We start from the raw sequence: 14286 nt of genomic DNA, 5'->3' as shown, positions 1-14286 counted from the left end.
ACCATGGCTGCCGGCGGCAGTGTCAGCAGCGGTCCCAGCGGCAGTCCCAGCGGCAGTGGCAGCGATCAACGCCGTGCCAAGGCGGCCCTGTTCCTCGCCTGCTGCGGCCTGGTGGGAATCGCCCCCCACTGGCTGCCCCCGGGCCGCAGCCTGGTGCCGGCCCTCACCCTGGCGACCCTGCTCGGGGGCTACAGCCTTCGGACCGTTCTGCTGCAGGCCTTCCGCCGCAGCCCCGGCGATGCGCCCGCGGCGGCGGCCCCGGCGGCGAGCGAGGTGGGCACCTGCCCGGCCGTTGATGTGGTGGTCGCCGCCCGTGACGAGCAGGCGGTGATCGCCCGGCTGGTGGAGCGCATCGCCGCCGTGCGCTGGCCCGAGGGCCAGCTGGCCCTGTGGGTGGTCGATGACGGCAGCGACGACCGCACGCCCGAGCTGCTGGCCGAGCTCCAGGGGCGCCATCCCTTCCTGCGGGTGCTGCGCCGACCCCGGGATGCGGGCGGCGGCAAGTCGGGGGCCCTGAATCTGGTGTTGCAGCAACTGGCTGGCCGCTGGATGCTTGTGCTCGACGCCGATGCCGATCTGCAGCCGGATGTGCTGGAGCGCCTCGTTCCCTGGGCGGAGGCCGGCGGCTGGGCGGCGGTGCAGCTGCGCAAGGCGGTGGCCAATGCCGGGACCAACCTGCTCACCACCGCCCAGGCGATGGAGATGGCCTTCGACGCCATGATCCAGGAGGGGCGTCTGGCCAACGGCGGCGTGGCCGAACTGCGGGGCAACGGCCAGCTGCTGTCACGGGACGCGCTCCTGAAGGTCGGGGGCTTCAACGAGGACACGGTGACGGACGATCTCGACCTGAGCTTCCGTCTTCTGCTCGAAGGCCTCCCGATCGGCGTGCTCTGGGATCCGCCGGTGCAGGAGGAGGCGGTGCTGACCCTGCCGGCCCTCTGGCGCCAGCGCCAGCGCTGGGCCGAGGGGGGCCTGCAGCGCTTCTTCGATTACGGCCCGGGCCTGGTCTCCAACCGGCTGGGGTTCAGCCAGAAGCTCGATCTCACCTGCTTCTTCCTGCTGCAGTACGTGCTGCCGGTGGTGGCGAGCGCCGACCTGATCGGCACCCTGCTCACCCGCACGGCCCCCACCATGTGGCCGTTCTCGATCGTGGCCCTGGCCCTTTCGGGCATGGCGATCGCCACCGGCTGCCGCCGGCCGTCCGAGGGCCCGCCCCTGCCGGCGATGAACCCCTTCAGCGCCGGCCTGGGCATCGTCTACCTGGTCCACTGGTTCCTGGTGATCCCCTGGGTGACCCTGAAGATGGCCCTGCTGCCCAAGAAGCTGGTCTGGATCAAGACGCTTCATCTCGGTGAAACGTTTGAAGCCCATGATCCGGAGTCCGAGGCAGAAAGCGCCGACGAGGAGCCCGGATTTGCTGCGGAAACAGGTCGGGTGTGAATCGTCACCACGGCGCCCTCTCTGATGGGGTGGCGTTCCAGATGCTCTGCGCCTTGGACCTGACGTCCTGAATGCTTTCAGAGTGGGATGTCATCAGGGCATCCCGTCAGTCCCGATGGTGACGATGATCGAGCTGATGATCCAATCTGGATGGGGTCGGGCAGTTAGATTATGGTACGATTTAGAAAATCGGTATTTCCCATTTAGCTGGTCATGCCATTATTCCGTGAACCAGGAATCACGTTCATCCATATTCCCAAAACCGCTGGCACATCGATCGAGTTGGCTCTTGGCCTCGACCTGAATCCTGCCATTGAGAATCCAGGCGTCTGCTTTGGCAGGCTCGCCTCTCCCGACCTGATGAAGCTGGAGTTGAGCTCCCAGTTCCTCCAGCATCTTCGCTTGGGTGAAGTTGAGAAGTTGCATCCTGATTTCGTTCGAGATAGCTGGGTTTTCACCGTGGTCCGCGATCCGTGGGCGCGCCTGGTTTCATCCTTCCGGCGCAAGGATCGGGCCATGGCTGATTTTGCGAAGTGGTACTACGGCCTTGACCTGAATGCCCTCGATTTCGAGCAGTATGTGGAGCTCGCGGCCTCTCATGATCTGCTGCATCTCAGGCCCCAGTCAAGCTTTCTGGAAGGCTCTGCGACGGTGAACGTCTTCTATTTTGAGCACCTTTCTGATCTCATGCAGGTGCTCTCCCAGCGCCTGGGCAGGGCCCTGGTCCTGCCGAAGGCCAACGGCCCTGACTCCCCATTGAAGCGGCTTTCCTCGCGCCAGGAGCGCAGGCTCAGGCAGAGGGTCGCCGAGATCTATGCGGAGGATCATCAACGGTTCTATCCCGGCTACAAACCGATGGAACCCGATTTCATGGCGTCCGCCCTGGCCCAGAGCTTTGGTTCCCGGCTTGGCCGGGTATTCGGGTCCTCATGAAGGGCAAGCGCCACCACTGATCGCTCGCAGACAGCTCGCAGACGGCCCGCAGATGGCCAGCAGCTTCGCTGATCCCTTCGGCAGGCAGGCCGCTACCCCATTGTTTGCCATCGCCTGACGCATCAACTCTGGACGAACCAAGATCCTCCCGGTCATCCGACGATCCGTGGCGACCAGCCGGCAGAGATGGGCTTTGCTGCGTTGCGTTCGGTCAGGGTCCTGTTGTCTCTCCGGGAGAGGATTCCATTCGAGAAGGATCCTTTACTCCGGATCTCCGATGATTCCACTGATCACTTCACCGTTGAAGAATTCAGCCAGCCGGCTGGCCTGCGTATCGATGGCAGCGGTGCTGGTGGCGGGTGCTGCCGCCCTGGTTTCGCGGGCCTCCTCCCTGACGGCCGGCGCTGCCACTGGCGACGGGGTCGCCACTGGCCCGTCCGCGGCGATCGTGCCGTTGGCCAGGGGTGTCTGGCTGGCGGCAGGGGCAGGGGCAGGGGCTGGGGCGGGGGCTGGTCGGGCCGGTGGAGGCTGGCCCGTCGTCGGCCGGGGCCCCATGCTGTCTCCCCCCGCCTCAAGGGAGACCTGGCGCGGACTGCCCAGGGCGCTGGCCACCGCTTTCTCCAGCAGGGGCAGGCGGCTCTGAACCATGGCCATCCAGGTGCCGGCCACCCGCACCACCGCCCGCCGCTCATCCAGCCGCAGCAGCTGGGCCTGCTGGGAGAGCAGCATCCGGGTGGAGGGGAGCTCCAGCCCGGCCAGGACCTGCTGCCACAGCTCGGCCAGATCCTCGCTGGCGGGCGCCGCACTTGCCGGGGCGGTGGCCTGATCCGCCGGGGTCGTTACCGGGGTCGTGGCCGGGGTCGGTGCCAGCTGGGTGGGCGGTGGGGCTGGCGCAGCGGCCCCCGCGGGCTCCGGGCTGCGGGCGATCCGCTGGCCTTCGGCGCCGGGCGGGTGCGGCACCGCCGGGGCGACGGCGGGCGCGGCGGCCACGGCGGCGGGTGCGGCGGCCACGGTGGCCGGTTCGGCGAGCAGGCCCAGCAGCAGCACCTCCAGCCATAGCCGCGGTTGCACGCTGTGGCGCAGCTGCTGTTCGCTGCCCTTGAGCTGGGACTGCCACCGCAGCAGGCGGGCCTTGCCGATCCGGCGCGCCACCTCCGGCAGCCGCGGCCGCAGCTCGGGTGTCACGCTCGTGAGCTCCAGCCGGTCGGGCGCCACCCCCGCCAGCAGCAGATCCCGCAGCAGGCTGACCAGCCCCTGCAGCACGGCGGCCGGTTCCCGCCCCCGGTCCAGCAGTTCGCGGCAGCCCTCCACCACCTGCAGAGGATCCGCCGCCGCCATGGCTTCGGCCAGCTGCAGCAGCTCCACTTCCGGCACCGCCCCCAGCAGGTCCCACACCGCGTCGGCGGCGATCGGGGCCGGCAGCAGGCTGAGCTGGTCGAGCAGGCTCTCCGCGTCCCGCAGACCCCCCTGGGAGCGCTGGGCCACCAGGTGCAGGGCCTCCGGGGTGATGCCGATGGACTCCTCGGCGGCGATCCACTGCAGATGCCCCACCAGGGCCTCCAGGGGGATGCGGCGGAAATCGAAGCGCTGGCAGCGGCTCAGGATGGTGGGCAGCACCCGCTGGGGGTCGGTGGTGGCCAGCACGAACACCACCCGCGGCGGCGGTTCCTCCAGGGTCTTGAGCAGGGCGTTGAAGGCGGCGGTGGAGAGCATGTGGCACTCGTCCACCACGTAGACCTTCCAGCGGGCCTGGACCGGGGCGAAGCGGGACCGTTCGATCAGCTCCCGGATGTTGTCGACGCCGGTGTTGGAGGCGGCGTCGATCTCGATCACATCGAGGGCGTTGCCGGCGGCGATGTCGAGGCACAGCTGGCAGCGGCCGCAGGGCTCCGGGGTCGGTCCCGGGCTGGCCAGGCAATTGAGCGAGCGGGCCAGGATCCGGGCGCTGGAGGTCTTGCCCGTGCCCCGGGGGCCGCTGAACAGATAGGCCGGGGCGATGCGGTTCTGGAGCAGGGCCTGGCTGAGGGTGTCCGCGACGGCCTTCTGGCCCACCAGCTGGTCGAAGCGCTGGGGCCGGTACTTGTGATGAAGGGGCTCGTAGGCCTGGACCATGCACCCTGCCCTGACCGGATAGGGAGCCTAAGGCGGGCCGCCATCGGCCGGATCGGGGCCCGCCGGCTCCAGCAGCCGCTGCAGCCTGTCTTCCATCTCCTCCACCGCGGCCAGCTGGTCGGCCAGGTTCTGCCCCGCCAGGCGCAGCCGCTCGAAGGGGTCGCTGCCCGAGGTGATGGGGCCATCCCCTTCGCCCCAGCGCCGTTCGGCCCGGGCCAGCTCCTCCTCCAGGCGCTCCTGAAGGCGCAGGCGCAGGCCATCGAGCTGCTCCAGGCTGCGCCGGGCGAGTTCCCGGCCCCGGGCCAGCTGCTCGGGGTCGAGGCCGCTGGCCAGGGTCTCGGCGAGGGACTGGCCCTGGCGCAGCAGCACCCGGGCTCCGGTGAGCAGGGCCGCCGGCACGAACTGGCCCAGGGCCAGGGCGCCGAGGCTGCCGGTGTGGAGCCAATCCTCCACCTGGGCGCTGCGATGCCGGCCGGTCTTGCACCAGTGGGCGAAATGCTCGCAGTTGTTGAACAGCAGGTTGTAGCGCTGCTCCCCGATGCGGCCCATGGCCCGCCGCAGGGTGACCCCCACCGGCGAGCAGGCGCCCACCGGGTAGCTCACGGCGCTGATGGGCTCCCCGCGGCTGAAGTCCTGCAGGGGGCTGCGCAGGATTTCCCGGCCCTCCAGGTAGTGGGCCACGGTGCCGTCCCCCAGATCGATGCCGTGGTGCAGGAACAGGCCGTGCTGGCGGGGGGCCTGCAGGTGATCAGCGGCGGCCAAGGAGCGGAGTGGAACAGGGGGAATCCGCTCAGCATCGCGTCACCGGCGTGGCCGGGGATTCCCTCCGGGGTGGGGATAGCCGCTCACCGGGGCGCGCCGCTGCCCCTGCCGGTTCCCCGGACGCGCTTGAGGAGGTGGAGCACGGTGGCGCGCCGCTGCCCGTAGAGCCAGAGCCGCTCCACCGTCCGGTAGCCGCCGAAGCGGTGGCCGCGCCAGTCGAGCAGGCGGGCCAGGGCCCGGCCGGAGTTCGGCCATGGCCTCGAAAAGCGGATCGCCCGCCGCACGTTCGCCGTCAGCTGCTCCGTGCTCAGGTGCTTCGCCTGCTCCACCAGCTGGGCGAAGGAATGCTCCTTCGAGCTCCCCGCCGACCAGAAGTGCCAGACCACGGCCTCCGGGGAGAGCTCCCAGGCCGGCAGGACCATGGTGTTGAAGGCGTTCGGCAGTGTGGCACTGGTCACCAGGCCGCGCTGCAGGGTGGTGTTGAAGGAGGGTTGATCTTTCAGCAGCTCCCCGGCCTCCACGCCCTCCTGCCAGAGCCGATGCCATTCAGCAAAGAAGGCATGGACGGCGGGGGTGTCCTTCCAGCAGAAGACGCCGCTGTTGAAGTACCGCGTCAGGTCCAGCGGCCAGCCCAGCTCCAGGGCCTGGATGACATGGGGGAGGGTCCGGAGAAGCTCGCTCATGTCCGAGCTGTTGTAGTCAGGAACGGCCGCGAAGTCCCAGTCGCCGTGGGGAAGGGCGGCGAGGGAGCTGCGAACGAGGATGTCGGCGTCGAGGTGGATGCCGTCCCCAGGGAGGAAGCGGGGGAGCTGGGTCTTCATCCAGCGATGGCGATAGATCAGCGAACCCTCAGGCGCCTCCACCACCACGACGCTGTCGCAGAGTCCCGGCAGACGATGGCCGCTCTCCTGGAGCCACCGTGCGCTCTCGCTGTCACAGAGCAGGCGGACCGGGAGGGAGGGATTGGTGAGCTTCAGCGACAGGATCGAGACCAGTGCCATGTCGGCATAGACCTCGGATCCCTCGCGCACCGTGACGAGGTAGACCGCCTGATTGGACACAGCTGCGTGTCAGGCCGTGGCCTGTTCCCCCCGGTGGCCGTCGAGGTCGGCGGCGGCACTGATCGGCAGCACCTTGGCCTTGCTGCGCTGCTCAACCAGCTCCCGGGTGATGGTGAAGGTCTGGACGTCGCGGCGGGAGGGCAGGTCGTACATGACGTCGAGCATCAGCTCCTCGACGATGCCCCGCAGGGCCCGGGCGCCGGTCTTGCGGCGATGGGCCTCGGCGGCGATGGCCTCGACGGCCCCCGGTTCGAACTCGAGCCGCACGTTGTCCATGCTCAGCAGCGTCTGGAACTGCTTCACCAGGGCGTCCCGGGGTTCGGTGAGGATCGCCTCCAGGGCACTGGTGTCGAGGGGTTCGAGCACCGCGCTCACCGGCAGCCGGCCGATGAACTCGGGAATCAGGCCGTAGCGCACCAGATCCTCCGGTTCGAGGTGGCGCATCACTTCGCTGGATTGCTTGTCCTTGCCGGAGCGCACCCGGCTGCGGCCATCGGCCGGCAGGAAGCCGATCGCGTTGCGGCCCATCCGTTTCTGGACCAGGTCCTCCAGTCCCACGAAGGCGCCGCCGCAGATGAACAGCACCTGGCTGGTGTCGATCTGGATGCAGTCCTGGTAAGGGTGCTTGCGGCCCCCCTGGGGGGGCACGTTGGCCACGGTGCCCTCCAGCATCTTGAGCAGGGCCTGCTGCACACCCTCACCGGAGACGTCGCGGGTGATCGATGGGTTCTCGCTCTTGCGGGCGATCTTGTCGATCTCGTCGATGTAGATGATGCCCCGCTGGGCCTGTTCGACGTCCAGATCCGCCTTCTGGAGGAGGCGCAGCAGGATGTTCTCCACGTCCTCGCCCACGTAGCCCGCCTCGGTGAGGGTGGTGGCGTCGGCGACCGCGAACGGCACATCGAGCATCTCGGCCAGGGACTGGGCCAGGAGGGTCTTGCCGCAGCCGGTGGGGCCGATCAGCAGGATGTTCGACTTGTGCAGGCGGGTGGCCGTCTGATCCGTCTCGCCCTTGCCGTCCCCCTGCCAGGCCAGCCGCTTGTAGTGGTTGTAGACGGCCACGGCCAGCACCTTCTTGGCCTCCTCCTGGCCCACCACCTGCTGGTCGAGGAAGCTCTTGATCTCCTGGGGCCTGGGGATGGTGGCCAGGGTGGGGGCGGGCCGGGCCGATTTCTTCGCCGGGGTCTTGCGGCCCCCGTCGGCCATGGGCCGGCCCGGGGGGCCATGGCCGTGGTGCTCGACCAGTTCCTCGTCGAGGATCTCGTTGCAGAGATCGATGCACTCGTCGCAGATGTAGACGCCAGGCCCGGCGATCAGCTTGCGCACCTGTTCCTGGGACTTGCCGCAGAAGGAGCACTTCAGATGGGCGTCGAACTTGGCCATCGGCAAGGAGGCGGCGGGAGCGGCGGTGGTCGCCCTGGGTATGGCGGCAGGATGGACCTGCTTCCAGGATCGACCCCAGCCGTCGATTTGTCAGTCGTTCCTGAAGTTCTAGGGGACGACAGGGGCTGGGGCGTCATCGACCACCCGGTCGATGAGTCCGTATTCAACCGCCTCTGCTGGGGAAAGGAAGTAGTCCCTGTCCGTATCTTCAGCGATCTTGTCCAGCGGCTGGCCGGTGTGCTCGGCCATCAGTCCGTTGAGGGTGTCCTTCAGGAAGAGGATCTCCCGGGCCTGGATCTCGATGTCCACCGCCTGGCCCTGGGCGCCCCCGAGGGGCTGGTGGATCATGATCCGGGCATTGGGGAGGGCCATCCGCTTGCCGGGTGCCCCACCGGTGAGCAGGAAGGCCCCCATGCTGGCGGCCAGCCCGTAGCAGATGGTGACCACGTCCGGCGCCACCTGCTGCATGGTGTCGTAGATGGCCAGGCCGGAGGTCACCGAGCCGCCCGGGGAGTTGATGTAGATCTGGATGTCCTTCTCGGGATCCTCGGCTTCCAGGAACAGCAGCTGGGCCACCAGGGAATCGGCCACCTGGTCGTCGATCCCGGTGCCGAGAAAGATGATCCGTTCCCGCAGCAGCCGGGAATAGATGTCGAAGGCCCGGTCGCCGCGGCCCGACTGCTCCACCACGGTGGGCAGCACCCCAGGGGCGGCGGTGGGGCCCGGAGCGACCATCCCGTTCCAGGGCATAGGCCCCTGCCACCGGTTGGTCACCGGATGGGGGAGGGTCCCCGACGGGCCCGCCAGGGCGGCGGGCAGCCAGTCGGGGATCAGGGGCGGTCGGGCGTCGATCACGCGGTTTCGCTGGCGGACGGGGGGAGTGGCCTCAATCTATGGCTGGGCGTCGTCCTCCCGGGCCTTGGCGCCGGCGGCTCCCTTCTTGGCCTTGGCGGCCTTGGCCGGCTTCGGCGGCTCTTCGCTGCTGGTCGGCGCCGCTTCGGTCTCCTCCGCGGCCGGGGCCTTGTCGGTGATCGTGCTGTTGGCCTCGAGCCACTCCAGCAGCTTCTCCTTCAGCAGGTCTTCGGCCACCGCCAGCCGCAGCCGCTCCGGGTCGATGGCGGCACTGTCGCTGAGGCCCTTGCGGATCTCGGCCAGCCTGGCCTCCAGGTCGGCGGCGGGCACCTCGATCGTCTCGGCCGCGGCCAGGGCCTTGAGCGCCAGGCTGCGCCGCAGCCGCTGCTCGGCCTCGGGGCGGGAGGTGTCCATCAGGCTGCGCACCAGATCGGGGGTGAACAGCTTCTTGACGTCCATGCCCTGCTGGGAGATCTGCCCGGCGGTCTGCTCGATCAGGTTGCGCACCTCCTGCTGGATCAGGGTCTCGGGCAGCTCCACCTCCAGCTCCTCCACCAGGACCGCCAGCAGGGCCTCGTGGCGGTTGGCGCGATGGCGGCGCTCGGCGTCGTCCCGCAGGCGGGTCTCCAGGTCGGCGCGGAGCTCGGCCAGGGTCGGCTTGTCGCTGGCCTGCTGGGCGAAGGCGTCGTCGAGGGCGGGCAGCTCCCGGGTCTTCAGTTCCAGCAGGGTGATGGCGAACAGGGCCTCCCGGCCCGCCGCCTGCTCCTGGGGGTAGCTGTCGGGGAAGCGGCAGGAGACGTCGCGGCTGTCCCCGACGGCCATGCCGAGGATCCCGGCCACGAAGCCGGGGATCATGCGGCCCTCCTCCAGCTCCACTTCCATCCCGTCGCTGCTGCCGCCTTCGATGGCTTCGCCGGTATCGACAAAGGTGCCGCGGAAGGCGATCTGGGCCACGTCACCCTCGGCGGCGGGCCGGTCCTCCACCGGCACCAGGGTGGCCAGCTGGCGGCGCGACTGCTCGATCAGTTCGTCCACCCGGGCCGGGTCGAAGGGCACGGGCTCCGCCTCGGCCTTGAAGCCCTTGGTGCTGCGCAGGGTGGGGGTGGGCTCCACGTCCATCTCCAGGGTGATGGTGAGCTCCTCCCCGGGCGTGAAGCGCTCCAGAACGCGCTCGAAGGCTTCGCTGAGTTCGGGCCGGCCGATGGCCTCGATGGCCTCCTGCTGCATCGCCTCCCGCACGACCGCATCGACCAGGTCCTCGAGGGCGGTGGCGCGGATCCGCAGCGGTCCGATCTGCTGCAGCAGCACCGGCCGGGGCACCCGTCCCTTGCGGAAGCCGGGCAGCTTGACGCTGCGGCTCAGCTTCTCGAGGGCGGTCTCGTAGCTCTTCTGGCTGCGCCCCGCAGGCACGGCGACCTCCACCGCCAGACGGCTTCCGGGGCGCGGGGAGGTGGTCACCCGGAGGTTGGCTTCGGTGCTGGCGGCAGGACTCATGAAACGGGGCTCGCTTCGGGCAGCCCCCCATCCTAGAAACTGGCCGTTCCGGGCCTCCGCCACGTATTGTGCGATCGACGCATCGGCGCGCCCATATCTCCAACTGAAGAGTTCGATCCGGCCATCAGGCCGGAGGCCTTGTCTCAGGTTCCCGTCCCCGGGCCCTCCCGCCCCATCCGTTTCCCGATCCCCTCCCAGGGTTTCCTTACGGGCCCCGTCTCCAGTCAGCAGGCCCTCTCCCGCCACCCGTCCCGTTTCCCCCCGTTGACCGTCTCAGCGACCCTCCCCTCCCCTCCGCGCCACCTGCCCTCGAGGCCGTTGCGCATCGCCATCCTTGGCGCCACCGGAGCCGTGGGCCAGGAGCTTCTGGTCCTGCTGCAGGAGCGGGGTTTTCCGGTGGCGGAGCTGCTGCCGCTGGCTTCGCCGCGCTCGGCGGGCCAGGACCTGGACTGGCGGGGCGAGCGCCTGCGGGTGCAGCCGGTCGGTGCTGACGCTTTCGAGGGCATCGACCTGGTGCTGGCCTCCGCTGGCGGTTCGGTGTCCCGGCAGTGGGCGCCGGTGGCCGTGGCCGCCGGCGCGGTGGTGATCGACAACTCCAGTGCCTTCCGGATGGATCCGGCCGTGCCCCTGGTGGTGCCCGAGGTGAATCCCCAGGCCGCCTTCGCCCACGGCGGGATCATCGCCAATCCCAACTGCACCACCATCCTGCTGACCCTGGCCCTGGCCCCCCTGGCGGCCCGGCGGCCGATCCGCCGGGTGGTGGTCAGCACCTACCAGTCGGCCAGCGGTGCCGGCGCCCGGGCCATGGAGGAACTGCGCGACCTGAGCCGCACCGTGCTGGAGGGGGGCGAGCCGGTGAGCACGGTGCTGCCCCATTCGCTGGCCTTCAACCTCTTCCTGCATAACTCGCCCCTGCAGCCCAGCGGCTACTGCGAGGAGGAGCTCAAGATGCTCCACGAGACCCGCAAGATCATGGGTCTCCCCGATCTGCGCCTGACGGCCACCTGCGTGCGGGTGCCGGTCCTTAGGGCCCATTCCGAGGCCGTCAACATCGAGTTTGAGGAGCCCTTCCCCGTGGCGGAGGCCCGTGAGCTGCTGGCGGTCGCCCCCGGGGTCGAGCTGATCGAGAACTTCGAGACCAACCGCTTCCCCATGCCCACCGATGTCACCGGCCGCGATCCGGTGGCCGTGGGCCGCATCCGCCAGGACATCAGCGATCCCTGTGCCCTGGAGTTGTGGCTCTGCGGTGACCAGATCCGCAAGGGAGCCGCCCTCAATGCCATCCAGATCGCCGAACTGCTGCGGGACCCCGCCGCGGCCGATGCCGCCGCCGGAGGTGCCGCTTGACCACGGCCACCCTGCAGGCGCCCAGCACGGCTCCCTCGCCCGAGGCCCCCTTCGGGCGGGTGCTCACCGCCATGGTGACCCCCTTCCAGCCGGACGGGGCCGTCGATCTGGAGCTGGCGGCCCGGCTGGCGGACCATCTGGTCCGCCACGGCTCCGATGGCCTGGTGCTGTGCGGCACCACCGGCGAGTCCCCCACCCTCACCTGGCAGGAGCAGCATGAGCTCTTTGCCGCCGTGAAGGGGGCGGTGGGGAGCCGCGCCACCCTGCTGGCCGGCAGCGGCAGCAACTGCACCGCGGAGGCGGTGGAAGCCACCGGCGAGGCTGCCGCCCTGGGCGCCGACGGCGCCCTGGTGGTGGTGCCCTACTACAACAAGCCCCCCCAGGAGGGACTGGAAGCCCATTTCCGCGCCGTGGCCCAGGCCGCCCCGGAGCTGCCCCTGATGCTTTACAACATCCCCGGCCGCACCGGCTGCAGCCTGGCCCCGGACACCACGGCCCGCCTGCTCGACGAGGCCAACGTGGTGGGCTTCAAGGCCGCCAGCGGCACCACCGAGGAGGTCAGCCGGCTGCGTGAGCTCTGCGGCGATCGCCTGGCGATCTACAGCGGCGACGACGCCCTCACCCTGCCGATGCTGGCGGTGGGTGCGGTGGGCGTGGTCAGCGTGGCCAGCCACCTGGTGGGTCCCCGGATCCGGGCCATGGTCCAGGCCTTCCTGAGCGGCGACGTCGCCGCCGCCCTCGATGAGCACCAGCAGCTGCTGCCCCTGTGCAGGGCGCTCTTCTGCACCACCAACCCCATCCCCGTCAAAGCCGCCCTGGAGATCTGCGGCTGGCCGGTGGGTGCCCCCCGACTTCCCCTGCTTTCCGCCGATACCGCCGTGCGACAGCGCCTTTCCTCGATCCTGGCTGCCCTGCGTCCCACCTGACGCCAAGGCTGATGTCCAGAGTCATCTCCGCTTCCCGTTCCTTTCCATCGCCACCCCCGAGTCCCTAACTACATGTCCAGTCAGAACGTCAATCCCATCGTCCGCTCCGGCAACGGCGCCAAAGCCAAGCACCAGGGCCTGCGCGTCATCCCCCTGGGCGGCCTGCACGAGATCGGCAAGAACACCTGCGTCTTCGAATACGGCGATGAGCTGATGCTCGTCGATGCCGGTCTCGCCTTCCCCAGCGATGGCATGCATGGCGTCAACGTGGTGATGCCCGACACCAGCTACCTGCGCGAGAACCAGAAGCGCATCCGCGGCATGGTGGTCACCCACGGCCACGAAGATCACATCGGCGGCATCCCGCACCACCTCAAGAACTTCAACATCCCCATCATCTACGGCCCCCGGCTGGCCATGTCGATGCTGCAGGGGAAGATGGAGGAGGCGGGCGTCACCGACCGCACCACCATCCAGACGGTCGGGCCACGGGATGTGGTGCATGTGGGTCAGCACTTCAAGGTGGAGTTCATCCGCAACACCCACTCGATGGCCGACAGCTTCACGCTGGCCATCACCACCCCCGCCGGCGTCGTCATCTTCACCGGTGACTTCAAGTTCGACCACACCCCCGTCGATGGCGAGGCCTTCGACCTGCAGCGCCTGGCCCATTACGGCGAGCAGGGGGTGCTCTGCCTGTTCAGCGATTCCACCAACGCCGAGATCCCCGGTTTCACGCCGCCGGAGCGGGCCGTGTTCCCGAACCTGGATCGCCACATCAGCCAGGCCGAAGGCCGGGTGATCATCACCACCTTCGCCAGCTCGATTCATCGTGTGTCGATGATCCTGGAACTGGCGATGAAGAACGGCCGCAAGGTGGGGCTGCTGGGCCGCTCGATGCTCAACGTGATCGCCAAGGCCCGGGAGCTCGGCTACATGCGCGCCCCCGATGATCTGTTCGTTCCCATCAAGCAGATCCGCGACCTGCCCGACCGCGAAACCCTGCTGCTGATGACCGGCAGCCAGGGCGAACCGCTGGCGGCCCTCAGCCGCATCTCCCGCGGTGAGCATCCCCAGGTGCAGGTGAAGTCCAGCGACACGATCATCTTCTCGGCCAGCCCGATCCCCGGTAACACCATCTCGGTGGTGAACACCATCGACCGACTGATGATGATGGGGGCCAAGGTTGTCTACGGCAAGGGCGAGGGCATCCACGTCTCCGGCCACGGCTGCCAGGAGGACCACAAGCTGATGCTGGCGCTGGCCAAGCCGAAGTTCTTCGTGCCCGTGCATGGCGAGCACCGCATGCTCGTCTGCCATTCCAAGACGGCCCAGTCGATGGGGATCCCGGCCGATCACATCCTGATCATCGACAACGGCGACGTGGTCGAACTCACCCCTGACTCCATCAACAAGGGTGAGCCGGTGAAGGCCGGCATCGAGCTGCTCGACGCCTCCCGCAACGGCATCGTCGATGCCCGGGTGCTCAAGGAGCGCCAGCAGCTGGCCGAGGACGGCGTCATCACCCTGCTGGCGGTGATCACCACCGACGGTGTGATGGCGGCGCCGCCGCGGGTGAACCTGCGCGGTGTGGTCACGGCCGCCGATGCCCGCAAGCTCTCGGTCTGGGCCGAGCGGGAGATCAACTGGGTGCTGGAGAACCGCTGGAACCAGCTGGCCCGCAACACCGGTGGCAAGGCCCCCGATGTCGACTGGGTGGGCGTGCAGCGGGAAGTGGAGGTGGGCCTGCAGCGCCGCCTGCGCCGCGAGCTGCAGGTGGACCCGCTGATCATCTGCCTGGTGCAGCCCGCCCCCGCCGGCACCCCGGCCTACAAGGGTCGGGCCGATGCCGAGCCCGACACCCGGCCGGCGCCCCGCGGCGGCCGCAGGGATGGGGGTGGGCGCCAGCCCGCCGCCGTGCCCCAGCGCCAGCTGGTGACCGCCGCCGCCCCGGCGGCCGCCCCGGCCCCGGCCAC

11 protein-coding genes are annotated in these 14286 nt (G+C 69.3%); 5 read left to right on the top strand and 6 right to left on the bottom strand.

The genetic code is table 11. The features are described from left to right. Positions 1–3 precede the first annotated feature (3 nt). Together KUG39_RS13685 and KUG39_RS13680 are read left to right on the top strand one after the other, a co-directional pair. A complete protein-coding gene (locus tag KUG39_RS13685; protein WP_216915624.1) occupies positions 4–1440 on the top strand; it encodes a glycosyltransferase family 2 protein in 1437 nt (478 codons plus the stop codon). 213 nt (positions 1441–1653) lie between these two features. Then, complete coding sequence (locus KUG39_RS13680; protein ID WP_216915622.1) at positions 1654–2373, top strand: sulfotransferase family 2 domain-containing protein; 720 nt, start codon at positions 1654–1656, stop codon at positions 2371–2373. 261 nt (positions 2374–2634) lie between these two features. Here KUG39_RS13680 and KUG39_RS13675 read toward each other — a convergent pair whose 3' ends face one another. The 6 genes from KUG39_RS13675 to tig all read right to left on the bottom strand — a co-directional run bounded on the left by KUG39_RS13675 (position 2635) and on the right by tig (position 10037). Then, the gene (locus KUG39_RS13675; protein WP_216915620.1) at positions 2635–4485 is read right to left on the bottom strand and encodes a DNA polymerase III subunit gamma/tau; all 1851 of its coding nucleotides are present in this window, start codon (positions 4483–4485) and stop codon (positions 2635–2637) included. A 27-nt stretch (positions 4486–4512) separates the two neighbouring features. Further along, positions 4513–5247 (bottom strand): lecithin retinol acyltransferase family protein, encoded by a 735-nt coding sequence (locus tag KUG39_RS13670; protein ID WP_216915618.1) that lies wholly within the window; start codon positions 5245–5247, stop codon positions 4513–4515. A gap of 83 nt (positions 5248–5330) precedes the next feature. After that, on the bottom strand, positions 5331–6248 hold the full coding sequence (locus KUG39_RS13665) for a glycosyltransferase family protein (RefSeq protein ID WP_216918340.1): 918 nt from the start codon (positions 6246–6248) through the stop codon (positions 5331–5333). A gap of 69 nt (positions 6249–6317) precedes the next feature. After that, the gene (gene clpX, locus KUG39_RS13660; RefSeq protein ID WP_190611975.1) at positions 6318–7691 is read right to left on the bottom strand and encodes an ATP-dependent protease ATP-binding subunit ClpX; all 1374 of its coding nucleotides are present in this window, start codon (positions 7689–7691) and stop codon (positions 6318–6320) included. Between the two features lie 108 nt (positions 7692–7799). Continuing rightward, positions 7800–8441, bottom strand: a complete 642-nt coding sequence (clpP, locus tag KUG39_RS13655; RefSeq protein ID WP_094584457.1) for an ATP-dependent Clp endopeptidase proteolytic subunit ClpP — start codon at positions 8439–8441, stop codon at positions 7800–7802. A 141-nt stretch (positions 8442–8582) separates the two neighbouring features. Beyond that, entirely contained in the window at positions 8583–10037 is a 1455-nt protein-coding gene (gene tig, locus KUG39_RS13650; RefSeq protein ID WP_216915614.1) for a trigger factor, read from the bottom strand. A gap of 264 nt (positions 10038–10301) precedes the next feature. On the opposite strand from tig, the gene KUG39_RS13645 reads away from it, so the two are divergent. The 3 genes from KUG39_RS13645 to KUG39_RS13635 form a co-directional block, all read left to right on the top strand. After that, positions 10302–11384, top strand: a complete 1083-nt coding sequence (locus tag KUG39_RS13645; protein ID WP_216915695.1) for an aspartate-semialdehyde dehydrogenase — start codon at positions 10302–10304, stop codon at positions 11382–11384. An 11-nt stretch (positions 11385–11395) separates the two neighbouring features. Further along, complete coding sequence (dapA, locus tag KUG39_RS13640; RefSeq protein WP_502707690.1) at positions 11396–12310, top strand: 4-hydroxy-tetrahydrodipicolinate synthase; 915 nt, start codon at positions 11396–11398, stop codon at positions 12308–12310. Between the two features lie 72 nt (positions 12311–12382). Beyond that, a partial coding sequence (locus KUG39_RS13635) for a ribonuclease J (protein ID WP_286194015.1) occupies positions 12383–14286 on the top strand: 1904 nt, incomplete at its 3' end.

Source organism: Synechococcus sp. CCAP 1479/10, from assembly GCF_019038515.1.
GTDB lineage: Bacteria > Cyanobacteriota > Cyanobacteriia > PCC-6307 > Cyanobiaceae > Cyanobium.
This window is presented reverse-complemented; position numbering and strand designations above follow the sequence as displayed.

Excerpts from the sequence above, each read along its gene's own strand:
- clpP (WP_094584457.1), bottom strand. The coding sequence starts at position 8,441 with ATGCCCTGGAACGGGATGGTCGCTCCGGGCCCCACCGCCGCCCCTGGG.
- KUG39_RS13675 (WP_216915620.1), bottom strand. The coding sequence starts at position 4,485 with ATGGTCCAGGCCTACGAGCCCCTTCATCACAAGTACCGGCCCCAGCGC.
- KUG39_RS13680 (WP_216915622.1), top strand. The coding sequence starts at position 1,654 with ATGCCATTATTCCGTGAACCAGGAATCACGTTCATCCATATTCCCAAA.
- KUG39_RS13685 (WP_216915624.1), top strand. The coding sequence starts at position 4 with ATGGCTGCCGGCGGCAGTGTCAGCAGCGGTCCCAGCGGCAGTCCCAGC.
- clpX (WP_190611975.1), bottom strand. The coding sequence starts at position 7,691 with ATGGCCAAGTTCGACGCCCATCTGAAGTGCTCCTTCTGCGGCAAGTCC.
- KUG39_RS13665 (WP_216918340.1), bottom strand. The coding sequence starts at position 6,248 with ATGGCACTGGTCTCGATCCTGTCGCTGAAGCTCACCAATCCCTCCCTC.
- tig (WP_216915614.1), bottom strand. The coding sequence starts at position 10,037 with ATGAGTCCTGCCGCCAGCACCGAAGCCAACCTCCGGGTGACCACCTCC.